This window comes from Nocardia fodinahabitans (genome assembly GCF_052983615.1).
The window spans coordinates 6,106,270-6,131,771 of the sequence record NZ_JBRJJC010000001.1 but is presented as its reverse complement, the minus strand read 5'-3'; the positions used below and the strand labels follow the sequence as shown (position 1 = coordinate 6,131,771).

The following is a 25,502-nucleotide window of genomic DNA, read 5'->3' as shown; positions in this document are numbered from 1 at the left end:
CGTGCCGATCACCCTTGCAACCAGGAGACCCCTATGCCCGAGATCGAAGGCATACTCGCCTATCCCGTCACCCCGTTCGACGCCGACACCGGCACCGTCGACATCGGCTCGCTCAGCGCGCTCGTCGACGACCTCGTCACCACCGGCGCGCACGCCATCGCACCGCTCGGCAGTACCGGTGAGGCGGCCTACCTCACCGAGGCCGAATTCGACGCGGTCGTCGATACCACCGTCGACGCCGTCGGCGGGCGGGTTCCCGTGGTGGTCGGCGCGTCCGATCTGACCACGGCGGGCGCCATCCGGCGGGCGCGCAAGGCCGAAGCGGCCGGGGCGGCGGCGGTCATGGTCCTGCCGGTGTCGTACTGGAAACTCACCGAGCGGGAATTGATTCGGCACTACCGCGCGATCGCCGACGCGATCGGCCTGCCGATCATGGCCTACAACAACCCGGCCACCGCGGGCATCGATATGCCCCCGGAACTGCTGGTCTCGATGTTCGAGACCATCGACAACCTCACGATGGTCAAGGAATCGACCGGCGACATCACGCGGATGCGCGCGATCACAGAGCTCAGCGGCGGCGAACTGCCGTTCTACAACGGCAGCAATCCGCTGGTCCTCGACGCGCTCGTCCACGGAGCGTCGGGCTGGTGCACGGCGGCCCCCGCCTTGGTCCCGCACGCGTGTACCGCGTTGTTCGCCGCTGTCCGGACCGGCGACCTGGACACGGCGAGTGCCACCTACGCGACGATCGAGCCACTGTTGCGGTTCCTCGTCGCCGGCGGGCTGCCGACCACCGTGAAGGCGGGGCTCGAACTGCTCGGACGGGCCGTCGGCAGCCCGCGCCCGCCCCTGCTGCCGCTCACGGCCGCCGACCGCGAACGCCTGCGCGCGATCCTCACCGACCTCGCGCTCCTGCCGACCGGACAGCCCGCCTGAAGCACGCCGGGCCCCCTGCCGACGCGGGGCACCTCGGTGTCCTATCGTTGTCTCGAGTGTCCCGGCCTAATGAGGTGAGCTATGTCAGCGTTGGTTCGAGCCGTACGACGACAACGGGGGCTCACCCTGGACGCGGTCGCGGCACGGACCGGGCTCACCAAGAGCTATCTGTCCAAAATCGAACGGGGACAGAGCAATCCGTCGATCGCGGTGGCGCTGAAGATCGCCAAAGTGCTCGATGTCGACGTCGGACAGCTGTTCGCCGACGACTCGGCAGCCCAGTCGCTGATCATCGACCGGGCCACCGCGCAGGACGCCGAAGACCGTCCCGGGTACCGCGCCTTGGCCAGTTCGATGCTGGGAAAGGCGATGACACCGTTCGTGCTGCGGCCACACCCCGGCGCCGAGGACTACGAACACGCCGAACATCCCGGTCAGGAGTTCGTCTTCGTACTCGACGGCGAGGTCGAGCTGGAACACGGTGGGGCGACGAACGTACTCGGCGCCGGTGACAGCGCGTATTTCGACGCCGCGGTGCCGCACCGTGTCCGGCGGCACGGCACCCGCCTGTCGAAGGTGCTCGTCGTGGCCTACCACCAGCCGGGCGCCGAACAGGGCTGAGCCTGTGGGTCCACTCGGCGAACCCGAGTGGACCCACGGCCCGCGCGGGTTCGGTCAGTCGTGACCGAGGTAGGCAGACATTACCGCGGGGTCGGTGAGCAGGGCGGCGCCCGCACCGGATTTGGTGACCTCGCCGGTCTCCAGGATGTAGGCGCGGTCGCTGCGGGTCAGGGCCTGCTGGGCGTTCTGCTCGACGAGCAGGACCGTGGTGCCCTGGCGGTTGATCTCGCTGATGATCTTGAAGATCTGCTGGATCACCATGGGCGCCAGACCCATCGACGGTTCGTCGAGCAGCAGCAGCTTCGGCCGGGCCATCAGGGCGCGACCGATGGCCAGCATCTGCTGCTCACCGCCGGAGAGGGTGCCACCGACCTGCTTGCGCCGCTCGGCCAGCCGTGGGAACAGTTCGAAGATCCAGTCCAGCGTCTGCTGGTACTCGGTCTTCTGCTCGAACGGCCTGCCGTAGCACCCCATGTCGAGGTTCTCGGCCACGGTCATGCCGGGGAACACCCCGCGGCCTTCCGGCGCCTGGATCAGGCCCTGGACCACCCGGTCGTGGGCCTTCATCGTGGTGATGTCCTTGCCCTCGAACAGGATCCGGCCCGAGGTGAGCGGCAGCAGGCCCGAGAGCGCGCGCATGGTGGTGGTCTTGCCCGCGCCGTTGGCACCGAGCAACGTCACCAGCTCGCCCTGCTCGACCGACAGCGAGATCCCGTGCAGCGCTTCGATCCTGCCGTAGTTGACGACCATGTCGCGCACCTCGAGCAGCGGCACCGGCTGGTCGGCGACGGCCTCGGGCTCCTCCTGCGCCGCCTCCACCACGGTGGCCGGGGCCCGGGTGGGCGCGGCTTCGGCCGCGGCGGCGGCGCCCGCCTCGTCCTGGACCTCCTCGATGGTGTCCGCGTCGGGCACACCGAGATAGGCGGCGATGACCGCCGGGTCCTCGCGGACCTCGACGGGCAGTCCGTCGGCGATCTTGCGTCCGAACTCGAGCACCACGATCCGGTCGGTCACGCCCATCACCAGGCGCATGTCGTGCTCGATCAGCAGGACGGTGTAACCGTCGTCGCGGATCTTGCGGATCAGCGCCATCAGCGCCGACTTCTCGCTGGGGTTGAATCCGGCGGCGGGCTCGTCCAGGCACAGCAGCTTCGGCTCGGTCGCCAGCGCTCGCGCGATCTCGAGTCTGCGCTGGTCACCGTAGGAGAGGTTGCGTGCCTTCTCCACCGCCCGCGGCGCGATGCCGACGAACTCGAGCAGCGCCATGCCGCGTTCGATCGCGTCGCGTTCCTCGCGGCGATGCTTCGGCGTGCGGAACACCGCGCCGGGCACCGAGGTGCTGTGCCTGGCGTCGGTGCCGACGACCACGTTCTCCAGCGCCGTCATCTCGCCGAAGAGCCGCACGTTCTGGAACGTGCGGGCGATGCCCAACCGGGTGATCTCGTTGCGCTTGGTCTTGGCCAGCGGCCGCCCGTCGAAGTGCACGCTGCCACCGGCCGGCTTGTAGACGCCGGTGATCGCGTTGAAGCAGGTGGTCTTGCCCGCGCCGTTGGGGCCGATCAGGCCGAGGATCTCGCCGCGGCGGATCTCGAAGCTGACGCTGTCGAGCGCGGTCAGACCGCCGAACTTCACCGTCAGCCCGTCGGTGCGCAGCAACGGCTCGCCCACCGCGGTTTCGATGTCACGGTGCGGGGCGACCACATCGGCCACGGTCTCCGCGTCGCCCAGTCCGGGCAGCACCGCGGTGACGTCGACCTCGCCCACCGGTTCGACCTCCGGCGCGGGCTTGTACCCGGCCGACATGTCCTCGTTGTCGTACAGCGCGTCTCCCGCGCCCGGCCCCGTCATCGCCCTGCTCCGATCGGTTCGGCCGCCGGCTTGCGCACGACCGCCTGGTACACCTGTCTGCCGTAGGTGAGCAGTTTCTGCCGCACCGGGAACAGACCCTGTGGCCGCAGAATCATCATCACCACCAGCGCGATGCCGAAGTAGAGGTACTTCAGGTCACCGAGATTCTGCGCGCCGCCCTTGCGGTAGAGCAGCACGCTGCCCAGCAGCAGCAGTCCGAAGACCACCGCGACGATCGATACGGTGATCACCCCGCGCCGGACCCACACGCCCAGCGCGTCGCGGCGCCACCGCCACAGCAGCCACAGCCCGACCAGCACCGCGATGTCGAGCCCGAGCAGCAGATAGCCGGTCGACTCGCTCGACACCAGCTGCACCGACTGCAACCGCATCGGCAGGTACGCGATGAGGAACGCGCCGACGATCACGCCGAGCTTGTTGCCCGAACCACCGAGCACCACCGCGCACAGGAACAGCATCGACAAGATGATGTCGAACTGCTTCGGATTCACGTAGGTGACCTGACCGGCGTACATCGCGCCGGACAGACCGCCGACGGACGCGCCGATCACGAAGGCCCACAGCTTGAACTTGAAGGTCGGCACGCCCATGATCTCGGCGGCGTCCTCGTCCTCGCGGATCGCGACCCAGGAGCGGCCGACCCGGCTGCGCTCGAGGTTCCCGATGATCAGCAGCACCACGATGACCAGCGCCATGCCGAGCCAGAACCACCAGGTGCCGTTGTTCGCCCGCTGCAGCGGGTTCGTGCTGTCGGGATCACCGAGGTTGCCCGGGGAGAAGTAGCCACCGGGATGCGCTTCGGATTCGCCGACCTGCGGGTAGGCGATCTTGGACAACCCCAGGCTGCCGTTGGTCAGCTCATCGAGGTTGTCGGCCATCAGGCGGACGATCTCACCGAAGCCCAGCGTCACGATCGCCAGGTAGTCGCCGCGCAGGCGCAGGGTCGGCGCGCCGAGGACGAGGCCGGCGAACGCGGTCAGCGCGACCGCGATCGGCAGGCAGGCCAGCCAGGCCCAGCTGGGATTGAGCCAGCCGCCGTCGGTCTGGTTCCACGGACTGTTCGGGCTGGTCAGCAGGCCGACCGTATAGGCGCCGACGGCGTAGAAACCGACATAGCCGAGGTCCAGCAGACCGGCCTGGCCGACGACCACGTTCAGGCCGATGGCGATCAGCGCGTACATCGCGAACTGCGCCATCACGCCGCCGAAACTCACGCCGGGGGTGTCGAGCAGCGGGGGCGGGTACAGCGGCAGGATCGCCAGCACGGCGATGACCGGCACACCGACAGCCCATTGGCCCGGCCGGGACAGCCCGTCCCACCAGTCGCGGATCGCGTCGCCGAGGCCACGCCGATCCTGGTTCGCCACGGGGGTTTTCGTCAGGTCGGTCATGCGCGCGCCCTCCCCAGGCTCTCGCCGAGGATGCCGGTCGGCCGGAACATCAGCACCGTCACCAGCAGGACGAAGGCGACCACGTCACGCCACTCGTTGCCGAACAGGATCTGTCCGTACTGCTCGGCGACGCCGAGGATCATGCCGCCGAGCAGCGCGCCGCGCAGGTTGCCGATGCCACCGAGCACCGCGGCGCTGAACGCCTTGATACCGAGGATGAAGCCGCCGGAGAAGATGATGCCAGTGGGAATGTAGAGGGTGTAGAGCATCGCGGCCGCACCGGCGAGCAGGCCGCCGATGAGGAAGGTCAGCACGATGACCCGCTCGCGCGAGACGCCCATCAGGGTCGCGGTGTCGGGATCCTGGGCCACCGCGCGGATGGCGCGGCCGAACTTGGTGCGGTTGATGACGATCTCGGTGGTGATCGCGAGCACGATGGCCGACGCGAAGATCACCAGCGCCACATTGGTCACCTGCGCGCCGAGGAAGGTGAACTGCACCTTCGGTTCCACCAGCCGGATGCCGGTCTGGGCGTTGGAACCGCCGAGGCCGGGCCTGATCTTGGGCAGGATGTAGTGGACGAACTCCTGGATCACGAACGACATGCCGATCGCGGTGATCAGGAAGGCCAGCGGTTTGGCTCCGCGCCTGCGCAGCGGCCGGTAGGCGACTCGTTCCAGGCCGACCGCGGCGATCCCCGAGACCAGCATGCCGAACAGCATCGCCACGCCGAGATAGACCACCGTGAGCAGGACGCCCTGGGAGTACGCGTTGCCGCTGGGGGCGAAGCCGAGCAGCTCCAGTCCCACATAGGTGCCGAACATGCCGAGCATGAAGATCTCGGAATGGGCGAAGTTGATCAGTCTCAGTACGCCGTAGACCAGCGTGTAGCCGACCGCGACCAACGCGTAGATCGACCCGTAGGTGAGACCGTCCACGGTCAATCGCCAGAACTGGTCGATCACCCCGGAGACGTTGAAATCGATGGACCCCTCGGCCAACAGGGTCACACCGAGCGAAGCCGCTGATGTCATGATTTCTCTCGCGTCAGGCGAGCGGTGCGCGTGGCAAGGCCACGCGCACCGCTACACGCTCTCGTGGGGACTACTTGACCTGGTACATCCAGATCTGGATGTTGGCCAGCTCGCCGGTCTCGCCCCACTTGTACTGGCGGGCGACGCCGGTGCCGTTGTAGTTACGGACGTAGTCCAGCAGCTCGGCGCGGGTCAGCTTGCCCGAGTCGATGCCCTTGAGCAGGATCGTGGTCAGGTCGTAGCCCTCGACGGAGTAGACGCCGGGCGCCTGGCCGTTGAGCGCCTTGTACTCGGTCGCGAATTTCTCCGGCGCCGGGCTGCACGGGCACGAGAGCAGCGCGTCCTTGGACGAGCTGCCCGCCTGCCGCACGAACTCGGGGTCGTTGCTGCCGTCGGCGGAGACGAAGGTCGCGGTCACGCCACCGGAACGCAACTGCTGCACGAACGGCGCCGCTTCCGCGTAGTAGCCGGCGTAGAAGATCGCGTCGGGCTTGGCGGCGGACAGCTTCGACACCGCGGCCGAGAAGTCCTTGTCACCTTCCTTGACGCTGACCGCGCAGGAGGCGTCGGCGGCCGGGCCCGCGGCGGCGTTGAACGCCTGCGCCAGACCGGCACCGTAGTCGGTGTTGTCCTGCACGACGCAGATCTTCTTGTAGCCCTTCTCGCCGGTCAGGTAGTTGGCGACGGCCGGGCCCTGCGAGTTGTCGTTGCCCAAGCCGCGGAAGAAGGTCTTCCAGCCGTTCTGGGTCAGGGTCGGGTTGGTGGCCGAGGCGGTCAGCGTGGGCATGCCCGCCTCGCTGAGGATCTGGCCGGTCGCCTTGGTCTCGCCCGAGAAGGTCGGGCCGACCAGCGCCACGATGCTGGGATCACTGACGATCGTCGGGATCACCTGGCTCGCGATCTGCGGCTTGCCCTCGGTATCGAACTGCTTGACCGAGACCTGACAGTCCGGGTTGGCCTTGTTGTGCTGGTCGAGGGCGAGCTTGACGCCGTTGATGATATTGATGCCGAGCGCGGCGTTGCCACCGGTCAGCGGACCCGCCATCGCGATGGTCTGGGGCGCGCACTTGGCCTTGCCGTCGCCCGCGGGGTCGGCGGCGGTGCCCGCATCGGTCGCCGCGACAGCCTTACCCTCGGTATCGAGCTGAACGACCGACTGGATGGAGAGATCGGTGTTGCCGCCACCGCCGCCGTCGGACGACTTGTCGCTGCATCCGGACAACACCAACGACGCGGCAGCTCCGATTACCAGAACTCCTCGCGTCGAACGACTGCGCCATGTCGAACTGAGCACGTCTCACCTCTATGTCCTGTGCTCCCCGGGGTCCCCGAGGGGGCCGACCACGTTCAGCCCGGACAGAACATATCGCCGGTTTGTTAGATCCGCATCACATTCGCATCATGTCGGACGCTCCGTGTCCAGTCGTAGTTCACATTATTGTTTCGCTTACGTAAAGTTTTTCGGCTTTCGACGCGAGACACGGAGCGGCACGTTCCAGATCACTGCGGGGTGAGGTTCTCCAGCACGACTTCGGCGACCGCCTTCATGGTCGTCCGGCGATCCATCGCGGTGCGCTGAATCCATTTGAACGCCTGCGGCTCCGACAGCCCCTGGGTCTGCATGAGCACGCCCTTGGCACGCTCGACCAGTTTGCGCGTCTCCAAACGATCCGACAGATTCGCGACTTCTGTTTCCAGCGCGGTGATTTCATGGAAACGGCTCGCCGCGAGTTCGATCGCGGGCACCAGATCGGATTTGGTGAACGGCTTCACCAGATAGGCCATGGCACCGGCATCGCGGGCCCGCTCGACCAGGTCACGCTGACTGAACGCGGTCAGGATCACCACGGGCGCAACACGTTTCGACGCGATCTCGGCGGCGGCGTCGATCCCGTCGCGGCGCGGCATCTTGACGTCCATGATCACCAGATCAGGGCGCAGCTCCTCGGCGAGCTCGACAGCCTGCTGCCCGTCGCCCGCTTCACCGACTACCTCGTAGCCCTCTTCCTTGAGCATCTCGACGAGATCCATCCGGATGAGGGCCTCGTCCTCGGCGACGACGACACGCTTGGCCACGGCCTCACGCGTGGCGCCAGCGCCCCCTGCATTCGTGCTCATAGGTTCGACCCCTCTGGATTCCGATGCCTGTCGATCACACCACGACAGACGACGGCACCGGGCGAGCCGGCCGAAAAACCCGTCGTGGGTGACCGAGTGATGTAAAGAGTACCTTTCGCTTCCGCACAGAATGCATTGAGCGGTCGGAAACCGCCGGTGAACGCAAGCGCGGAGACGTCGCGCACACCCCGCGACCGATACTCCCCCGCGGAGCGCGGCCGATGCCGCGCTTCCGCCGTGGTGCCGAGTGTGGGACTCGAACCCACACGTCCTTTCGGACAACGGTTTTTGAGACCGTCGCGTCTGCCAGTTCCGCCAACCCGGCGCACCGCGGTCACTATAGCGTCTCGGCGCGCCGGGAAGCGAACCGCCGGTCGAACCGCGCGAACACCCACGTCGTAGTACGGGGAGACCGGGCACGACGGAAGGACGCGGACATGCGGGTGAACAGGATGACGGTCGATCTGAACGCCTACCCCGACCTGGTGATGATCCTGCTCGGCATGCGGGTGCGCACCCCACGCGGGATGCTGCGTCTGCTCGGCGTCGGGCCCAAGCTCTACCGCTCGCACGCCGACCGCCCCGACGGCCTGATCCTGCACGAAGACGTGGTCTGGTCGATGCTGCCGCCGCATTGGGGCGCCCGCCAGTACTGGCGCGATCTGGATTCGCTCGAACGCTGGACCCGCTCGGCCCCGCACCGGCAGTGGTGGCAGGACTTCCTGCGCGACTCCGGCGGCACCGGCTTCTGGCACGAGGCCTACTTCCGCCGCGGCGGCATCGACGCCGTCTACGACGACATGACCAGGCCGACCGGCCTGGCCGCGTTCGCGCCCACCGTCCCCGCGCGCGGCCGGATGTTCTCCACCCGCGGCCGGGTGCACGGCGCCCCACCCGCCGTGCCGCCGGTTATTACCGAATCGAATTATTACGACGCGAAAGAGTGATGGCCGACACATATCATCGAGAGGTTTGCGGGCCCTATCTCGCGGGTATCACGGTCACACACAACGGATTTGCGTATTGCGATTCATGTACAGCATTCAACCGAGAGGTGAATAAGTAGCACCGCGCCTGTGATGGTTACAATTTCGGCCTACTGCGCGACAATCGACCCGATTACCGTGTCGGTATGCACGTGTTGTTCGTCTGCAACTCCAATGTCTGCCGGTCGGTGATCGCCGAACGGCTCACCCGGGCGTTCGCGACGGACCACGGCCTGGCCGGCCTGACCGCGGAGAGCGCGGGCACCCGCGCCCTGGTCGGATTCCCGCCCGAACCACTGGCGGCGGAGACCGTCGCGGGTCTCGGCGGCGACCCCACCGGATTCAAGGCCCGAAAGCTCGAGCCCGAGATGGTCGATCGCGCCGATCTGGTGCTGACGATGACCGAATCCCTGCGCGAGCAGGTGAGCGAGCTGGCCTTCGGCGCCGCTCCGCGCACCTTCACCCTCACCGAGGCGCACCGGATCGCCAAGGTCACCGGCGCGAAATCCATTGCCGCCCTGCACCGGGCCCGCAACGACCTGGCCTATGTCGGCCGGGAGAACATCGCCGACCCGATCGGGCTTTCCCCCGAGGCGTTCCTCGAGGTCGGCGACCGGATCGCCGAACTGCTGTTCCCACTGCTGGCCGCGCTGGCCCCGCACGAGCAGGCCAAGGTCAGCGAGGACGCGCGGCCCGGTCTGGTGATCGAGCCGGCACCGGCCCGGCCGCTCTCGGCGTTTCTGGCCGCGCAGCGCAGGCGCTGAGCGTAAAGCTATTCGCCGGGCCGCCGACGGTCTAGACTTCGGCGGACGTGGAAGTTCCCCTTGCTGGTTCGACACACGACAGGACTGGAGACTTGCCGAAACGCATTTCGGATGTTTCGCTCCATGTGTATGTGACCCCGGAAATCCTCGACCACATCGTCGCCCGTGTGCGAGCGGTTCTCGACGACCATCTCCAAGACCGCGACGTCTTCGCCTGGCGGTTCACCCTGCCCGTCGACGCCGCCGATCCGCTCCATCAGGAGCTCGAATCACAGTGGCGCGCTATGTATTCCGGCGCCGAGCCGAAATCCGAAGCCGCGTTCGAGATCGCGCTGAGCTTGGTCGGCGATCCGGCCGATCTCACCGATGCCGATATCGCCGACCTCGAGCACAGGCTGGCGCTGGCGGTATACGGCGCACCCACCCCCGCCGTCCCGTTCGTCCTGCGCGCGGATCAGCGCACCGACCTCGAATGGGAACTCGACGTCGAGCGGCGCTGATCCCGCTCAGCGGGCCGGGAAGTGCCGGATGACGCCTTCCTGGACGGTCGTGGCGAGCAGTTCGCCACTGCGCGAATAGAACCGGCCGGTCGCCAGCCCGCGCGAGCCCGCGGCCACCGGCGACTCGGTCGCGTAGAGCGTCCAGTCGTCGAAGCGGAACGGGCGATGGAACCAGATCGAGTGGTTCACCGTCGCCGCGAGAATCCGGTCCAGTCCCCACGACAAACCGTGCGTCGTGATGATCGAATCGAGCACCGTGGTGTCCGAGGAATAGCCCAGCGCGGCCACGTGCAGCAGCGGATCGTCGGCCAGCGCGCCGTCGGTGCGCATCCACACGCGGTTGTGGTTGAGCTTCTCGCCGGTGCCCTTGAGGATCCACGCCGGATCGTTGGTGTAGCGCATGTCGATCGGGTGCGGCGCGTTGATGAACATCTCCAGCTTGTCCTCGAAGCCGGCGAAGCTCTCCTCGATCCGGGGCAGCGTCTCCGGATCGGGCACCTGGGGGCCCTCGTGGGCGTGCTCGAGGCCCTTGCCCCAGTCCTGGAAGGCCGCCAGCATGACGAACAGCTCCTGGCCGTCCTGGCTGGCGGTGACCGTCCGGTTCGCGAGCGCGCGGCCGTCGCGATGCCGCTGCACGTGGTATTCGATCGGCTTCTTCACGTCGCCGCCGCGCACGAAGTGCGCGTTGATCGCGTGCAGCGGCCGCTCCCCGGCGGTGCGTCCGGCAGCGACGATCGCCTGCGACACCAGCTGCCCGCCGAAGGTGCGGCTCCACACCTTCTCGGGATGGTTGCCGAGGAAGACGTCCTCGCCGATCGATTCGAGGTCGAGCAGGTCGAGCAGTACCCGCAGATCGGGTGACGGCTCGCCCTGCACGGTCTCGGCCTCGATCGCTCCGCCTGCCGAACTACTCACGACTAGTGGTCCTCCTCGCCGATGCGATGAACGTGGATCAGGTTGGTGGAACCGACGGTACCCGGCGGGGAACCGGCGACGATGACCACCAGGTCGCCTTTGCGGTACCGATCCATCGACAGCAGCGCCTGGTCGACCTGATGGATCATCGCGTCGGTGCTGTCCACCATCGGCACGATGAAGGTCTCGGTGCCCCAGGTCAGCGTCAGCTGGCTGCGCACCTCCGGCAGCGGGGTGAACGCCAGCAGCGGCAGCGGGGTGTGCAACCGGGCCAGGCGGCGCACGGTGTCACCGGACTGGGTGAAGGCGACCAGCGCCTTGGCGTTGAGCCGCTCGCCGATGTCGCGGGCGGCGTAGGAGATCACACCGCGCTTGGTGCGGGGCACGTGGGTCAGCGGAGGGACCCGGTGCGTCTCGGACTCCACCGCGGTGACGATGCGGCTCATGGTGCGCACCGCGTCGATCGGCCAGGCGCCGACCGAGGTCTCGCCCGAGAGCATCACCGCGTCGGCGCCGTCGAGCACCGCGTTGGCGACGTCGGAGGCCTCGGCGCGGGTCGGGCGGGAGTTCTCGATCATCGACTCCAGCATCTGGGTCGCGACGATGACCGGCTTGGCGTTCTCGCGCGCCATCTGGATGGCCCGCTTCTGCACCAGCGGCACCTGCTCGAGCGGCAGCTCCACGCCCAGGTCACCACGGGCGACCATCACCGCGTCGAAGGCGAGCACGATGGCCTCGAGGTTGTCGATCGCCTCCGGCTTCTCCAACTTGGCGATGACCGGCACCCGGCGGCCGACCTTGTCCATGATGTCGTGCACGAGTTCGATGTCGGACGGCGAGCGCACGAACGACAGCGCGATGAAGTCCACGCCCAGCTTCAGCGCGAATTCGAGATCCTCGATGTCCTTTTCGGACAGGGCAGGCACCGACACGTCCATGCCGGGCAGCGACAGGCCCTTGTTGTTGCTCACGGGCCCACCCTCGGTGACCCGGCAGACGACGTCGTTGCCGTCGATGCTCTCGACCGTCAGACCGACCTTGCCGTCGTCGACGAGCAGGCGGTCGCCGGCCCTGGCGTCCTGCGCGAGCTGCTTGTAGGTGGTCGAGACGCGATCGTGGGTGCCGTCGACGTCGTCGACGGTGATCCGGACCTGCTCGCCGTTGGCCCAGGTGGTGCGGCCGTCGGTGAACCGGCCGAGGCGGATCTTGGGGCCCTGCAGGTCGGCGAGGATGCCGACCGCGCGGCCCGTCTCGTCGGAGGCCGCGCGGACCATCTTGTAGTTGTCGGCGTGGTCGGCGTGCTCGCCGTGGCTGAAGTTCAGCCGCGCGACGTCCATGCCGCTTTCGACGAGCTCACGAATACGGTCCTGGGAGGCCGTAGCCGGTCCGAGGGTGCACACAATCTTCGTCCGTCGCATCACACCGGCAAGCCTAGTACTGTCCCGCCTAGCCGCGTACTCGGCCGGTCGGGGGGTGTAAGGCCCCTACTCGACCGGACCGGCGCATATCGACGGGGCATGGGCCGGGCGTTCCCGGCGAGTTACCCAGGTGTTCACGAAATCGGTTGTCACCGAACGGCGATGTGCCTGGACAGCCGGGTCTCCAGGCGGCTCTGGCCGAAGCCGAGGATCAGGCAGATCACCCAGTAGTAGAGGGCGGCGACGCCGTAGAGGGCGAAGAAGTCGAAGGTCGGCGCGGCCGCCAGCTGGGCGGTGCGCAGCAGCTCGGTGACCAGGATGGTCGAGGCCAGGGAGGTGTCCTTGACCAGGGAGATGAGCGTGTTCGACAGCGGCGGCACGGCGATCCGGGACGCCTGTGGGAACACGACGTACCAGAGCGTCTGTGGGTAGGTCATGCCCAGCGACTCGGCCGCCTCCCACTGCCCCGGCGCGACGCTCATGATCGCCGAGCGCACCACTTCCGCGGCGTAGCCACCGACATTGAGGCTGAACGCGATCACCGCGGCCGGGAACGGATCGATGACGATGCCGAACTGCGGCAGCGCGTAGAACACGATGAACAGCTGCACCAGCAGCGGGGTGCCGCGGATGATCGAGATGTAGAACCGGGCGGGCAAGGACAACGCCCGCTTCGACGACATCCTGGCCAGCGCGACACCGATCGCGATCGCCAGGCCGATGACGAAACTGATCGCCGTCAGCGGCAGCGTCGCGGTCACCGTGGCCTTCAGCATCGGCCACAGGTTGTGCCAGATCAGCTCCCTGGTCGCGGGATCCATCCGCTATTTGCTGACGTCGGTGCCGAAGTATTTCTCCGACAGCCTGGTCAGCGTGCCGTCGGCGCGCAGTTGCTCGAGCGCCTTGTCGATATCGGCGATCAGCGCGGCGTCGTCTTTGCGGGCGGCGAAGGCCTGCTTGCTGGTCTCGCCGGTCTTGCCCGCGATCTTGATGCCGGTGTCGCCGGTCTTCTTGGTGTACTCGCCCACGGCGAGGGTGTCGTTGACGGTCGCGTCGACCCGGCCCGCCTTCAGCAGCTGCACCGCCTGCACGAACCCTTCCACCGCTTCGACTTTCGCGCCCGCGCCGGCGGCGACCTTGCCCCAGTTGCTGGTGGCCGACTGCGCGGTGGTCTTGCCCGACAGGTCGGCCAGCGAGGTGATCGTGGTGGTGTCGGACTTGGTGACGATCACGCCCTCCGACGTCGTGTACGGCTGCGACAGCGAGTACTTGGCGGTGCGCTCGGGGTTGACGGTCACCTGGTTGGCGACCAGGTCGAAGCGCTGGGACTCCAGCCCCGCGAAGATCGAGTCCCAGGGCGTCTGCACGAATTCCACCCGCTTGCCGAGCTTCTCGCCGATGGCCCGCGCGACCTCCACGTCGTAGCCGGTGAGGGTGCCGTTCTCCTGGTAGCTGAACGGCGCGTAGGTGCCCTCGGTACCGACTTTCAGCACGTTCGGGTCGGCGTCGGACGAGCAGGCCGACAGGCCCGTCGCGGCGACGACGGCGAGCACGGCGGCGGCAAGCAATTTGCGCACGGACATCCCTTTCTCCGCTGCGCGCATCGGGCACGCGCAGGCCAAGCGACGCTACGGCGCCGCCCTGGACCGACACAGAGTATCGCTCACGGTGATCGCAATCCCGGCCGGGAAACGCGAAACGGGTACTCCGCGGACGCGGAGTACCCGTTCGTGGTGCGGGACGTGATCAGTCGCGCAGCGGACGGCCCTGCGCGTCGGGCACCTTGCCGGTGAGCATCATGATGCCGTCGATCAGCGGCCAGATCGCGCCGATGCCACAGGTCAGCCAGACCACGGCGATCTGGGCGATGCCCAGACCGGTGTAGCCCAGGTAGAACCGGCCGACGCCGAAGCTGCCGAGGAAGATCTCCAGCAGACCGGCCATCAGCTTCTGCTTGTCCGAGAACGGGACACCGTACATGTCGCGACCGTACGGCGCTTCCGGGTCGGCCGGGTTGTAGCCCTGCGGCATGCCGCCGTAGGGCGCGGCGCCGTAGGCGGGCTGCGGCTGGGCGTACGGGTCGGCGGGCTGGCCGTACTGCGGCTGCGGCTGACCGTACTGCGGCTGGCCGTATCCCGGCTGCGGCTGCTGCCCGTAACCGGGCTGCTGCGCGTACGGATCCGAGGGCTGGCCGTAGGCAGGCTGACCGTACTGCGGCTGCGAGCCGGAGTCGGGCTGCTTACTCAGGTCGGGGCCGTACTGGGGATTGGGGTTGTAGGGGTCGGTCACTCATGTCCTCCATCATTCGTGCGGGTACCCGTCGTGGCCCCCGGCCAGTGGCGATCGGCCGAACGGCGGTGCGCCCGCGACGATCACCGGCCATTGTGGTCATACGAACCGGCCGTTGTCTCCTCGGGTACCACACGATCGGTCCTCGACACTCGCTTGCAATATCGCGACGGGCGCCCGGAATGTTGCCGGACGCCCGTTCACTTCGTGCGAGAGATCGTTGATCAGGCCTTCTTCGCCCCCGACTGCTGTGGCTCGGCGGTGTCCGTCTTCTCGTCGTCGGTAACGGTCGTCGCGGCGGTGTCCGATTCGGCCTGTGTCGGCTCCGGTTCGGCGGTGTCCGCGGAGCTGTCGGCCGTCTCGTCCTTCGGCTCCCGCGGGTCAGCGGCCTTCGCCTCGCCGGAAGCCGGTGCGGCGGTGGACTTGTCGAGGTCGACAGCGGCGGCGTTGTCGGCCGCACCGGCGGCCCGCAGCGCCGAGAACTGCCACGGCCACGGCCGCGGCTCGCCACCGGGCTGCAGCTGCGCGGGTGTCTCGCGACCCTTGGTCGCCAGCGCGAAGTAGGCCATGGCGGCGAGGAAGACCAGCGCGGCGGTGAACGAGTTGATCCGGATGCCGAGGATGTGGGTGGCCTCGTCGTTGCGCATCAGCTCGACGAAGAAGCGGCCGAAGCTGTAGCCGGCGACGTAGAGCGCGAACAGGCGGCCGTGCCCGATCTTGAAACGCTTGTCCAGCTGCACCAGCAGGATGACGACCAGCACGTTCCACACGAGCTCGTACAGGAACGTCGGGTGCACGACCTCGAGCACCCGCCCGGTCGAGACCCCGTTCATCATGTCCCGCGCGCCGGTCTCCGGGTCGAACCGCTCGTAGATCTCGAGGCCCCACGGCACCTCGGTGGTGCGGCCGTAGAGCTCCTGGTTGAAGTAGTTGCCGAGGCGGCCGATCGCCTGCGCGAGCAGCACGGCGGGCGCGACGGCGTCACCGAGCGCGGGCAGCGGGATCTTGTACACGCGGCAGCCGATCCAGGCGCCGATACCGCCGAGGAACACCGCGCCCCAGATACCGAGGCCGCCCTGCCAGATGTAGAGCGCCTCGATCGGGTGCTTGCCGGGGCCGAAGTACTTCTGCCAGTCGGTGGCCACGTGGTAGAGCCGGCCGCCGATCAGGCCGAACGGCACGGCGAACATCGCGACATCGAGGACCGCGCCCTGCTGGCCCCCGCGCTGCTGCCACCGGCGCTCACCCCACCAGATGGCGACGACGATGCCGAGGATGATGAACAGCGCGTACGCCCGGAGCGGGAAGGGTCCGAGGTGCCAGACACCCTGCGGCGGACTCGGAATGTAGGCCAGGACTGAGTTCACGGCCCCCACGTTAGTTCAGTGGCTTACCGGCGAGCGACCGCGACCCGAATGACAGCGGTCTCCCACATGACGACACCGCCGACCACCACCCGGACCACGCGATGTCGCGAGAACACGAGTAACTCACCGGGGTCGAGCTACCTCGACTCCCGAGTGGCCGACGGCCGCGTCGCTCTCCGACTTCGCGCCTAGATCTGGCCAGAAGTCGCGGAGACGCGGGACCGCACGCCGTCAGCGAGTTCCGCCGTCAGCGTGCGCACCGCGTCCAAGCCCTCGGCGGCGGCCGAGACCAGCGCCGATCCGACGATGACGCCGTCCGCGTAGGCGGCGATCTCGGCGGCCTGGGCCCCCGAACGCACACCCAGACCGACACCGATCGGGATGTCGGAATGCGCGCGGATACGGGCGCACAGCGCGGGCGCGGCCGAGGAGACCACGTCACGAGCGCCGGTCACGCCCATGGTGGAGGCGGCGTAGATGAATCCGCGCGAGGCCTCCAGCGTCTTCACCAGGCGCTCCTCGGTCGAGGACGGCGCGACCAGGAAGATCCGATCCAGGTTGTGCGTGGCCGAGGCGACGAACCAGTCGTCGGCCTCGTCCGGAATCAGGTTCGGCGTGATGATGCCCGCGCCACCGGCGGCGGCGAGATCACGCGAGAAATTGTCGACGCCGTACTGGAGCACCGGGTTCCAGTAGCTCATCACCACGGCCTGACCACCGGCATCGGTGATCGCCTCGACGACGGTGAACACGTCGCGCACCCGCACACCACCACGCAGCGCCTGCTCGGCGGCGGCCTGGATGGTGGGTCCGTCCATCACCGGATCGGAGTAGGCGACGCCGACTTCGACGATGTCGCAGCCGGATTCGACCATGGCCTTGCACACCTCGATGGACCCGGCCAGATCGGGGTAGCCCGCGGGCAGGTAGCCGATCAGGGCGGCCCGGTTCTCCGCGCGCGCGGCGGCGAAGGTGTTGGCCAGACGGGACTGCTGACTCACGACCGCTCCTCGCTGACGCTCGTCGCGGCCGACGTCATGGACGCTGTGTTGATGGTGCCCTCGCTTCGCTCGGTCACTGCGGATTCTCCTCGGCGGCGTCGTCGTCGAACAGACCGAACCAGTGGCCCGCGGTATCCATGTCCTTGTCGCCGCGACCGGACAGGTTGACCAGGATGATCGCGCCCTCGCCGAGCTCCTTGCCCAGCTTCAGCGCACCGGCCACGGCATGCGCGGACTCGATCGCCGGGATGATGCCCTCCGCGCGCGACAGCAGCAGCAGCGCGTCCATCGCCTCGGTGTCGGTGATCGGCGCGTACTCCGCGCGCCCGATGTCCTTGAGGTGCGCGTGCTCGGGGCCGACGCCCGGGTAGTCCAGACCGGCCGAGATCGAATGCGACTCGATGGTCTGGCCGTCCTCGTCCTGCAGCAGGTACGAGTAGGCGCCCTGGAACGCGCCCGGCGTGCCACCGGTGAAGGTGGCCGCGTGCCTGCCGGTCTCGACGCCGTCACCGGCCGCCTCGTAGCCGATCAGCCGCACCCCCGCGTCGGGGATGAAGGCGTGGAAGATGCCGATGGCGTTGGAGCCGCCGCCCACGCAGGCCACGACCGCGTCGGGCAGCCTGCCGACGCGCTCGGTGATCTGCTGGCGGGCCTCGATCCCGATGATGCGCTGGAAATCGCGCACCATCAGCGGGAACGGGTGCGGACCCGCGGCGGTGCCGAAGCAGTAGTAGGTGTCGTCGGCGTTGGAGACCCAGTCGCGCAGCGCCTCGTTGATGGCGTCCTTGAGGGTCTGCGAACCGGTGGTCACCGAGACGACCTCGGCGCCGAGCAGCCGCATCCTGGCCACGTTCAGCGCCTGGCGGGCGGTGTCGACCGCGCCCATGTAGATGACGCAGTTCAGGCCGAGCAGCGCGCACGCGGTCGCGGTGGCCACGCCGTGCTGGCCCGCGCCGGTCTCGGCGATGACCCGGGTCTTGCCCATCCGCTTGGCGAGCAGCGCCTGGCCGAGCACGTTGTTGATCTTGTGCGAGCCGGTGTGGTTGAGGTCCTCGCGCTTGAGGAAGATCCGCGCGCCGCCGGCGTGCTGGGCCAGGTTGGCGCACTCGAACACCGGCGACGGACGGCCGGTGTAGTCGCGCTGCAGCCGGTCGAGCTCGTCGAGGAACGAGTGGTCGGTGCGGACCTTGTCGTACTCGGCGGTGACCTCCTCGATCACCGCCATCAGCGCCTCGGGGACGTGCCGTCCGCCGTAGACGCCGAAGTGGCCGCCCGCATCGGGTTCGTAGTCGCTGTGCTGGGCAACGCCCGCACTGGCCTGGGGCAGAGTGGTCACCGGATGCTCCGCCGGGCCGGCTTCGGGCAGGACGGGTGGGTACCGGCGGTCACCAGCTCCGACACCGCCGCGCGCGGGTTGCCGCTGGTCACCAGACCTTCGCCGACGAGCACCGCGTCGGCGCCCGCACCGGCGTAGGCCAGCAGGTCGGCGGTGCCGCGGATGCCGGACTCGGCCACCCGGATGACCTCCGACGGCAGACCGGGGGCGATCCGCGCGAACACGTCGCGGTCGACCTCGAGAGTCTTGAGGTTGCGCGCGTTGACACCGATCACCGACGCGCCTGCTTCCAGCGCGCGATCGGCCTCTTCCTCGGTGTGCACCTCCACCAGGGCGGTCATGCCGAGGGATTCGGTGCGGTCGATGAGCGAGGACAGCACGTCCTGCTCGAGCGCGGCCACGATCAGCAGGATCACGTCGGCACCGTGGGCGCGGGCCTCGTGGATCTGGTACGGGCCGACGACGAAGTCCTTGCGCAGGACCGGGATGTTCACGGCGGCGCGGACGGCATCGAGATCGTCGAGCGAACCACCGAACCGCCGGCCCTCGGTGAGCACGCTGATGATGCGCGCGCCACCGTCTTCGTAGGCCTTGGCCAGGACGGAAGGATCGGGGATGTCGGCCAGCGCGCCCTTGGAGGGGCTGGCACGCTTCACCTCGGCGATGACACCGATCCCGTCCTCGTGCAACGCGACGTTCGCGTTCAGCGGCGCCTTGGCGGCGGCCGCTGCGGCTTTGATCGCCTGAAAATCGAGGAGGGCTTCGCGAGCGGCAACATCCGCCCGAACCCCGTCGAGAATCGAGTCGAGTACCGTCATCTGGCTCGAATCCTTTCTGGGGAGACGAACTTCTCACCTGAGAGTCCCCTCAGGCGCTGTCTCACCGATGCTTGACAACAATAAATGGCTGCCGCGTGTGTCACTGCGGCGGGGGTGCCGGGGGTCACGGGGCGCGGCCGGTCGACTTGTCGTCGCCGTCCGGCCCCTCGGCGGTGTCGGTCGGATCGGTGCCCGCGTCGAGCGCGTCCCACAACACCCGGTCCGACAGCGGCGCGGCGGCGCCGGTCTCCTCGCGCTGCTTGCTCACCTCCGCGCTGGCGTCGGCCCGGCGGAACACGGGGTTGTCGTATTTACCGGACAGCTGCGAGCTTCCCTCGCTGCGGCGCGTGAGCAACACCCCGGCGATCAGCGCCAGCACCGCGGCCACGATCGACAACAGCGCGGGCCCGACGTGCGCGTCGGCACTGCTGACGACCGCGCGCACCGGCAGCTCGGCCAGCGTCCCGGCCCGTTCCGCGGTCCGGCCCTCCCCCACGACCAGCGCGAATCCGGGCACCGCCGCCACCGCGGCGACGACCGCGACGACCACGCCGAGGAGCTGGCGCAGCGCGCCCTTCACCGCGAACACCGCCGCGATCGAGGCGACCAGCACCAGGGCCAGCGGGGTGAGCGCGCCGAACCAGGTGGCGCCGTCGAGCTCGTCGGTGCGCGGTTCGGTGAGCCCGTCGGCGGAGTGCACCGTCACCCAGGTCATCCGCGACGACGCCCACAACCCCGCCGCCGCCAGCGCCAGCAGCGCCACCGGGACGATGGGCTTGGCGGCCTTGGCGGTGCCTGCGGGCGCGTCGGTCACGAGGCGCCGTCCTCGTAGGTCCGCAGGGTCTGCGCGGCCGCGATCGCCTTGAGCACCGCCATGGCCTTGTTGCGGGCCTCGGTGTCCTCGTAGACCGGGTCGGAGTCGGCGACCACGCCCGCGCCGGCCTGCACGTAGGCGGTGCCGTCCTTGAGCAGCGCGGTGCGGATGGCGATGGCGGTATCGGCGTCGCCGGCGAAGTCGAGGTAGCCGACGACGCCGCCGTAGATGCCGCGCCGAGTCGGTTCGAGTTCCTCGATGAGCTCCATCGCCCGCACCTTCGGCGCGCCGGACAGCGTGCCCGCCGGGAAGCAGGCCTGCACCGCGTCGAGCGCGATCTTGCCCTCGGCGAGCTGACCGGACACCGTCGAGACCAGGTGCATGACGTGGCTGTAGCGCTCGACGTGGCGGTACTGGGTGACCCGCACCGTGCCGGGACGGCAAACCCGGCCCAGATCGTTGCGGCCCAGATCGACGAGCATCAGGTGCTCGGCGTTCTCCTTGTCGTCGGCCAGCAGGTCCTTCTCCAGCAGGATGTCGTCCTCGGCGCTCTGGCCGCGCCACCGGGTGCCCGCGATCGGGTGCGTCGTCGCGACGCCGTCCTTCACGGTGACCAGCGATTCGGGACTGGAGCCGACGATGGAGAACGCGGTGCCGCCGTCGCCGTCGGGGATGTGCATCAGATACATGTACGGGCTCGGGTTCGAGGCCCGCAGCATCCGGTAGACCGCCAGCGGGGAGCCGGTGTAGTCCATCTCGAAGCGCTGCGAGAGCACCACCTGGAATGCCTCGCCCGCCTCGATCTCCTTGATCAGGCGGCGCACGCCCGCGCCGAACTCCTCGGTGGTGCGCCTGCGCAGGTACTCCGGCTCGGGCCGGTCGAAGACCGACACGGTGGAGGGCGCGGGCGCGGCCAGCGCGGCGGTCATCCGGTCCAGCCGGGCGACGGCGTCGTCGTAGGCGGCGTCGGCGTTGTCGTCGGTGCCGTTCCAGTTCACCGCGTTGGCGATGAGGGTGATCGCGCCCTCGTGGTGGTCGAACGCGGCCAGGTCGGTGGCCAGCATCAGCACCAGTTCGGGCAGTTGCAGGTCGTCGGTGGCCAGCTCGGGCAACCGTTCGATCCGGCGCACCGCGTCGTAGCCGAGGTAGCCGACCAGGCCGCCGGTCAGCGGCGGCAGGCCGGGCAGCCGCTCGGTGCGCAGCAGTTCGAGGGTCTCGTGCAGCGCACGCAGCGGATCACCGCCCGACGGCGCGTCGGCGGGGACGGCGCCGAGCCAGGCGGCCTCGCCGTCGACGACGGTCAGCGCCGAAGGACTGCCCGCGCCGATGAACGACCAGCGCGACCACGAGCGACCGTTCTCGGCGGACTCGAACAGGAAGGTGCCCGGCCGGTCGTCGGCCAGCTTGCGGTAAGCCGAGAGCGGAGTCTCGGAGTCCGCCAGCACCTTTCGGGTCACCGGGACCACCCGGTGCTCGGCGGCGAGCAGCCGGAACTGCTCGCGGCTCGTGGTGGTTGATGTCGACGCGCCCTGCATATCCCCATCATCCCAGGCGGGTCGCGGCACCTGTGCGCTGACCCGACCCCGTGACGCGACAAGCGGTGATCGGCATCACTACACTCGCGCGCGTTCCATGTCGCATGCGGTATCCCCCTTTCCGAGAGGAGCAATGTTGTACCCCTCGCACCAGGGCGCTCAGGACGGCCGACTGGCCGCCCCGTCGCAACAGCACTACGGTCCCGGCCAGCTGTCCGCGGCGAGCGCGCTCACGTCGTTCGTCACCTACGCCAAAGAGATGCAGGATCTGGACGAGAAGGCCTATCCGGACGAGTACGCCGCGCACCGCGACCGGATCCGGCAACTCGAGCCGATGCTGCGCGTGCACGGCATCCTCGACGTGATGGAGATCCGCAACCCGGAGATCGCGGCCCTGATCAAGCGCTAGCCACCGTTCGGCGGGTGCGGTCCGTCGGGGGCGGCGCCGGTCGATCGGGACATGGTCCCCGTTCGCGTCAGCGGGCGGGGATCTTCCGTCCACCCGACCGGGTCGATAGGGTCGGGTCATGCAGCCAGGCCAGCGCGCTCCGCAGTTCGAGCTCCCCGACCAGTCCGCCCAGCTCCGCACGCTCGACGGCCTGCTCGCCGCCGGCCCGCTCGTGCTGTTCTTCTACCCGGCGGCCAATACCCCGGTATGCACCGCCGAGGCCTGCCACTTCCGCGATCTGAGCGCCGAGTTCGCCGCCCTCGGCGCCTCCTGCGCCGGCATCAGCACCGACAGCACCGAGGTGCAGGCCGGATTCGCCACCAAGCAGCGCCTGGACTACCCGGTGCTCTCCGACGCCGACGGCGCGGTGGCCGCGGCCTTCGGCGTCAAGCGCGGGCTGCTGGGCAAACTCGCCCCGGTCAAGCGCCACACCTTCGTCATCGACACCGACCGGACCATCCTGAAGGTCGTCACCGGCGAACTCCGCGCGGCCGTGCACGCCGACGAGGCGCTGGCCTTCCTGCGCGCCAGCGCGACCGCAGCGGAGTAACCGGCGAAACGCCGGACGCCGGATCGGCGTCCGGCGTCACGGCCGCCTCTACGCTGGGGAGATGACAACCGGCGAGGTGCAGTCGAACGGTCAGAAGTCCACGGCGACCGTGTGGCGCAACCGGGCGATCATCACGGTCGCCACGGCCGTCGTGCTGGTGATCGCCTATCTCATCCTGTCCTCGTTCATCCCGCGCTGGTGGGCGCAGCGACTGGCGAGCATGGTGCACGGCAGCTTCACCCAGGGCATCTGGTGGGGCCTGGTCTACGGACTGGTGTTCACCCTGGTTCCGCTGCTGCTGGTGCTGCTGGCGGTCCGCATGTGGAAACGCAAGGGCGGCAAGTTCATCGCGGGCGCCGCGGTGATCATCGCGCTGCTCCTCGCGCTGCCCAACCTGATGACGCTGACGATCGTGCTCGGCGGTAACAACGCGGCGCACGCGGGTCAGCGCATCCTCGACGTCGACGCGCCCGCCTTCCGCGGCGCCTGCCTGGTCGGCGCGATCGTGGCGGCGTTGATCTTCGCGCTCGTCCTCACTCTGATGGGCAAGCGCGGTCTGACCCGGCGCAAGGCCGCCAAGGCCGCCGAGAACCCGTCCGCCCAGACCACGCCGGTACCCGGTGAGTAATAGCTTCTCGGAATAGTCCCAGCAACACGCCACCGCAGCGGGGCTTCGGTGCCGACGCGGTGACCTAAGCTCCGTTCCCATGCCGATGGGGAGCAGCGAGACGACCACCGTCCTCGTGCTCGGCGCCGGTCCGTGCGGCCTCGATCAGCCCGGCCGCGGCCAAGGGCGCCAATCTGGCCATCCTCACCGCCCGGTCGCTCGCGGCGGTCCTGGTCGCCGCGGTCGGGCACGGCGACGAGTCCACCCTGCGGCGGCATTCGGCCGACTGTGTCCCGCGCATCCGGCGCGCGCACGAGTTCTCGCACTGGATGATCGGCCTGCTGCATCCGCCCACCGGCCCACACGCGGATTTCGATCGCGAGCTCCGGCGGGCCCGGCTGCACAGCCTGGCCACCTCACGACCACATCAGGACTTCTTCGCGGAGAACTCCGTCGGTATCTGAATCCAGGAGGATGCGTGACCCGTTCGCCGGCAGTCCAATCCCGGATCGACCCCCTCGATCGCGACCGCGTGGCCGAGGCCGTGCGGTTCGTCGGCACCCATGACACCGACAGCGTGCTCGCACGACTGTTGCCCCGCCTGAGCGAGGCCGAACGCGGGGCGATCGCCGACCGCTGCCGGTTCGCGCACACCGCGGTCATGGTGTTTCCGCCCGATCTCGCCGCACTCGACGACATGCTCGCGACGCACGACCTGACGATCGCCTCGAACGAGCCGAGCGTGGTGGTCCGGCAGCGGCTGGCGGCGCGGCACGGCCTCGACCCGCGGCGGATACCGGTCCGGATCGTGCGCGCCGAGCTCCCCGCGGCTGACGGAACACCCTGCGCGCTCGAGATCTTCGCGCTGCCCGCCGCGCCCGCCGAGGTGGCCGCGGCCGAGCGCGCCGAGACGCACGAGGCCCACATCGCGCTGGCCACCGGACACGTCGACCAGGTGACGCTCGCCGGACTGCGCGCGCTGCTCACCGGACCGGGCGGGTTGCGCCCCGACCACGGTGGCTACAACGACCGCGACGACGCGACCAGCTTCTATTTCCGCAGGCCGGGTGCGCGGACCGACCGGCGGGTGGAGCTCTGTGCCGCCGGTGCGCATCCCCGCGAACTCGCGCGGCACACGGGCGAATCCGCCGACCCCGCGACCCGGCTGCTCGGGCTGCTCACCGGTGCCTGGGCGACCCAGGCACTGGCCGTCACCGCCGCGTCCGGCATCGCCGACCGCCTCGCCGAGACACCGGGTGGCCCGCTCGGCGAGCTCGCCGCGGCGACCGGAACCGACCTCGACGCGCTCGGCCGGCTGCTGCGCTACCTGACCCAGCTCGAGATCGTCGAGCCGCTCGGCACGGGCTACACGCTCACCGAGATCGGCGCGCTGCTCGTCGCCGGCGCCCAGCCATCGCTGCAACCGCTGGTGTGCCTCTACGGCGGTGCGTTCTACCAGTCCTTCGGCGAACTCGGCTACGCCGTGCGGACCGGCCGGACGGCATTCGACAACCACTTCGGGATGCCTCACTTCGACTACTTCCGTGCCGACCCGGAGCGTGCGAGCTTGTTCGATCGGGCCATGGCGGCGAGCGCGTCGATCTCCGGCCAGGTCGCCGGGCTCGTCGGTACCGCCACCGCGCACACGGTGGTCGACGTCGGCGGCGGCACCGGCGAATTGCTGGCACGCGTGGTGGCGGCGGACCCGCAGCTACGCGGCATCCTGTTCGAGCGCGAGACCACCCTGCCGCGCGCGCGGGCGACGCTGGCGGCGGCGGGCTGCCTGTCCCGCTGTGAATTGGTGGGCGGGGACTTCGTCACCGCCGAGGTGCCGACCGGCGGTGACATCTACCTGCTGTCGCGGGTCCTGCACGACCGGGACGACTCGGACTGCCGAGCGATTCTGCGCGGTTGCGCCGCGGCGATGTCCGAGCATGCCCGGCTCTACATCGTCGAACGGCTGCTGCCCGAGGACGGGTCCCGTTCCCTCGCGCCCGCGTGGGACCTGCACATGCTGTGCAATGTCGGCGGCCGCGAACGAACCGTCACCCACTATCGCGCGATGCTGAAATCGGCCGGACTCGAGCTGATCGGGCACGACGAACTGCCGCTGGGATTCGCGCTGCTGCACGCCCGGCACGCCGGCTGACCGAATCACCCCGGCACCGGGTCCGCGCGCACC

Annotated in this window: 26 protein-coding genes, 1 tRNA gene and 1 pseudogene; 10 read left to right on the top strand and 18 right to left on the bottom strand. The window is 68.9% G+C overall.

Features of this window, described 5'->3' with window-relative positions:
• Positions 1-33: 33 nt before the first annotated feature.
• A complete protein-coding gene (locus NV348_RS28820) occupies positions 34-939 on the top strand; it encodes a dihydrodipicolinate synthase family protein (protein WP_447149661.1) in 906 nt (301 codons plus the stop codon).
• Positions 940-1,020: 81 nt separating this feature from the next.
• Entirely contained in the window at positions 1,021-1,560 is a 540-nt protein-coding gene (locus NV348_RS28815; RefSeq protein WP_447149660.1) for a helix-turn-helix domain-containing protein, read from the top strand.
• A 54-nt stretch (positions 1,561-1,614) separates the two neighbouring features.
• Here the strand turns inward: NV348_RS28815 and NV348_RS28810 are convergent, their stop codons facing one another.
• The 7 genes and pseudogenes from NV348_RS28810 to NV348_RS28780 all read right to left on the bottom strand — a co-directional run bounded on the left by NV348_RS28810 (position 1,615) and on the right by NV348_RS28780 (position 8,297).
• Positions 1,615-2,310: an ABC transporter ATP-binding protein gene (locus NV348_RS28810; RefSeq protein WP_447151169.1), complete on the bottom strand. Its 696-nt coding sequence runs from the start codon at positions 2,308-2,310 to the stop codon at positions 1,615-1,617.
• 147 nt (positions 2,311-2,457) lie between these two features.
• A pseudogene (locus NV348_RS28805) lies at positions 2,458-3,408 on the bottom strand (ABC transporter ATP-binding protein); the annotation flags it as partial.
• Positions 3,405-4,820: a branched-chain amino acid ABC transporter permease gene (locus tag NV348_RS28800; RefSeq protein ID WP_447149659.1), complete on the bottom strand. Its 1,416-nt coding sequence runs from the start codon at positions 4,818-4,820 to the stop codon at positions 3,405-3,407. The pseudogene NV348_RS28805 and the gene NV348_RS28800, both read right to left, overlap by 4 nt.
• A complete protein-coding gene (locus tag NV348_RS28795) occupies positions 4,817-5,854 on the bottom strand; it encodes a branched-chain amino acid ABC transporter permease (RefSeq protein ID WP_447149658.1) in 1,038 nt (345 codons plus the stop codon). The genes NV348_RS28800 and NV348_RS28795 overlap by 4 nt, the downstream gene beginning before the upstream one ends.
• Positions 5,855-5,924: 70 nt before the next feature.
• Positions 5,925-7,082, bottom strand: coding sequence for a branched-chain amino acid ABC transporter substrate-binding protein (locus tag NV348_RS28790; protein WP_447149657.1), 1,158 nt, complete (start codon positions 7,080-7,082; stop codon positions 5,925-5,927).
• A gap of 272 nt (positions 7,083-7,354) precedes the next feature.
• Complete coding sequence (locus NV348_RS28785) at positions 7,355-7,972, bottom strand: ANTAR domain-containing response regulator (RefSeq protein ID WP_447149656.1); 618 nt, start codon at positions 7,970-7,972, stop codon at positions 7,355-7,357.
• A gap of 238 nt (positions 7,973-8,210) precedes the next feature.
• Positions 8,211-8,297 (bottom strand) — tRNA-Leu (locus tag NV348_RS28780).
• A gap of 112 nt (positions 8,298-8,409) precedes the next feature.
• On the opposite strand from NV348_RS28780, the gene NV348_RS28775 reads away from it, so the two are divergent.
• The 3 genes from NV348_RS28775 to NV348_RS28765 all read left to right on the top strand — a co-directional run bounded on the left by NV348_RS28775 (position 8,410) and on the right by NV348_RS28765 (position 10,222).
• Positions 8,410-8,919: a monooxygenase family protein gene (locus tag NV348_RS28775; RefSeq protein ID WP_447149655.1), complete on the top strand. Its 510-nt coding sequence runs from the start codon at positions 8,410-8,412 to the stop codon at positions 8,917-8,919.
• A 185-nt stretch (positions 8,920-9,104) separates the two neighbouring features.
• A complete protein-coding gene (locus NV348_RS28770; RefSeq protein ID WP_447149654.1) occupies positions 9,105-9,722 on the top strand; it encodes an arsenate reductase/protein-tyrosine-phosphatase family protein in 618 nt (205 codons plus the stop codon).
• A gap of 131 nt (positions 9,723-9,853) precedes the next feature.
• Positions 9,854-10,222, top strand: coding sequence for a hypothetical protein (locus tag NV348_RS28765; RefSeq protein ID WP_447149653.1), 369 nt, complete (start codon positions 9,854-9,856; stop codon positions 10,220-10,222).
• Positions 10,223-10,228: 6 nt separating this feature from the next.
• On the opposite strand, the gene NV348_RS28760 is transcribed toward NV348_RS28765, so the two are convergent.
• The 11 genes from NV348_RS28760 to NV348_RS28710 all read right to left on the bottom strand — a co-directional run bounded on the left by NV348_RS28760 (position 10,229) and on the right by NV348_RS28710 (position 21,715).
• On the bottom strand, positions 10,229-11,137 hold the full coding sequence (locus NV348_RS28760) for an acyl-CoA thioesterase (protein WP_447149652.1): 909 nt from the start codon (positions 11,135-11,137) through the stop codon (positions 10,229-10,231).
• A 2-nt stretch (positions 11,138-11,139) separates the two neighbouring features.
• Complete coding sequence (pyk, locus tag NV348_RS28755) at positions 11,140-12,558, bottom strand: pyruvate kinase (RefSeq protein WP_447149651.1); 1,419 nt, start codon at positions 12,556-12,558, stop codon at positions 11,140-11,142.
• Between the two features lie 146 nt (positions 12,559-12,704).
• On the bottom strand, positions 12,705-13,376 hold the full coding sequence (locus NV348_RS28750; protein WP_447149650.1) for an amino acid ABC transporter permease: 672 nt from the start codon (positions 13,374-13,376) through the stop codon (positions 12,705-12,707).
• Between the two features lie 3 nt (positions 13,377-13,379).
• A complete protein-coding gene (locus NV348_RS28745; protein ID WP_495885084.1) occupies positions 13,380-14,132 on the bottom strand; it encodes an amino acid ABC transporter substrate-binding protein in 753 nt (250 codons plus the stop codon).
• A 169-nt stretch (positions 14,133-14,301) separates the two neighbouring features.
• Positions 14,302-14,844 carry a TM2 domain-containing protein gene (locus NV348_RS28740; RefSeq protein WP_218716858.1) on the bottom strand — a complete coding sequence of 181 codons (543 nt, stop codon included), beginning with the start codon at positions 14,842-14,844 and terminating at the stop codon, positions 14,302-14,304.
• Positions 14,845-15,068: 224 nt separating this feature from the next.
• Complete coding sequence (gene lgt, locus NV348_RS28735; protein WP_447149648.1) at positions 15,069-16,220, bottom strand: prolipoprotein diacylglyceryl transferase; 1,152 nt, start codon at positions 16,218-16,220, stop codon at positions 15,069-15,071.
• A gap of 179 nt (positions 16,221-16,399) precedes the next feature.
• Complete coding sequence (gene trpA / locus NV348_RS28730) at positions 16,400-17,212, bottom strand: tryptophan synthase subunit alpha (protein WP_447149647.1); 813 nt, start codon at positions 17,210-17,212, stop codon at positions 16,400-16,402.
• Positions 17,213-17,285: 73 nt separating this feature from the next.
• Positions 17,286-18,548 carry a tryptophan synthase subunit beta gene (trpB, locus tag NV348_RS28725; protein WP_447149646.1) on the bottom strand — a complete coding sequence of 421 codons (1,263 nt, stop codon included), beginning with the start codon at positions 18,546-18,548 and terminating at the stop codon, positions 17,286-17,288.
• Entirely contained in the window at positions 18,545-19,366 is an 822-nt protein-coding gene (gene trpC, locus NV348_RS28720; RefSeq protein ID WP_447149645.1) for an indole-3-glycerol phosphate synthase TrpC, read from the bottom strand. The genes trpB and trpC overlap by 4 nt, the downstream gene beginning before the upstream one ends.
• A 124-nt stretch (positions 19,367-19,490) precedes the next feature.
• Positions 19,491-20,180 carry a TIGR02234 family membrane protein gene (locus tag NV348_RS28715; protein ID WP_447149644.1) on the bottom strand — a complete coding sequence of 230 codons (690 nt, stop codon included), beginning with the start codon at positions 20,178-20,180 and terminating at the stop codon, positions 19,491-19,493.
• Complete coding sequence (locus tag NV348_RS28710; RefSeq protein WP_447149643.1) at positions 20,177-21,715, bottom strand: anthranilate synthase component I; 1,539 nt, start codon at positions 21,713-21,715, stop codon at positions 20,177-20,179. Before NV348_RS28710 ends, NV348_RS28715 begins: the two co-directional genes overlap by 4 nt.
• Before the next feature lie 133 nt (positions 21,716-21,848).
• Here NV348_RS28710 and NV348_RS28705 point away from each other — a divergent pair, with 133 nt between their 5' ends.
• The 5 genes from NV348_RS28705 (at position 21,849) to NV348_RS28685 (ending at position 25,469) form a co-directional block, all read left to right on the top strand.
• Positions 21,849-22,124 carry a hypothetical protein gene (locus tag NV348_RS28705; protein ID WP_447149642.1) on the top strand — a complete coding sequence of 92 codons (276 nt, stop codon included), beginning with the start codon at positions 21,849-21,851 and terminating at the stop codon, positions 22,122-22,124.
• A 118-nt stretch (positions 22,125-22,242) separates the two neighbouring features.
• The gene (locus tag NV348_RS28700) at positions 22,243-22,713 is read left to right on the top strand and encodes a peroxiredoxin (RefSeq protein WP_447149641.1); all 471 of its coding nucleotides are present in this window, start codon (positions 22,243-22,245) and stop codon (positions 22,711-22,713) included.
• A 61-nt stretch (positions 22,714-22,774) separates the two neighbouring features.
• Positions 22,775-23,341, top strand: coding sequence for a permease (locus tag NV348_RS28695; RefSeq protein ID WP_447149640.1), 567 nt, complete (start codon positions 22,775-22,777; stop codon positions 23,339-23,341).
• A 308-nt stretch (positions 23,342-23,649) separates the two neighbouring features.
• Positions 23,650-23,784 (top strand): hypothetical protein, encoded by a 135-nt coding sequence (locus NV348_RS28690; RefSeq protein WP_447149639.1) that lies wholly within the window; start codon positions 23,650-23,652, stop codon positions 23,782-23,784.
• Between the two features lie 14 nt (positions 23,785-23,798).
• Entirely contained in the window at positions 23,799-25,469 is a 1,671-nt protein-coding gene (locus NV348_RS28685) for a methyltransferase (protein ID WP_447149638.1), read from the top strand.
• The last annotated feature ends 33 nt before the right edge of the window (positions 25,470-25,502 follow it).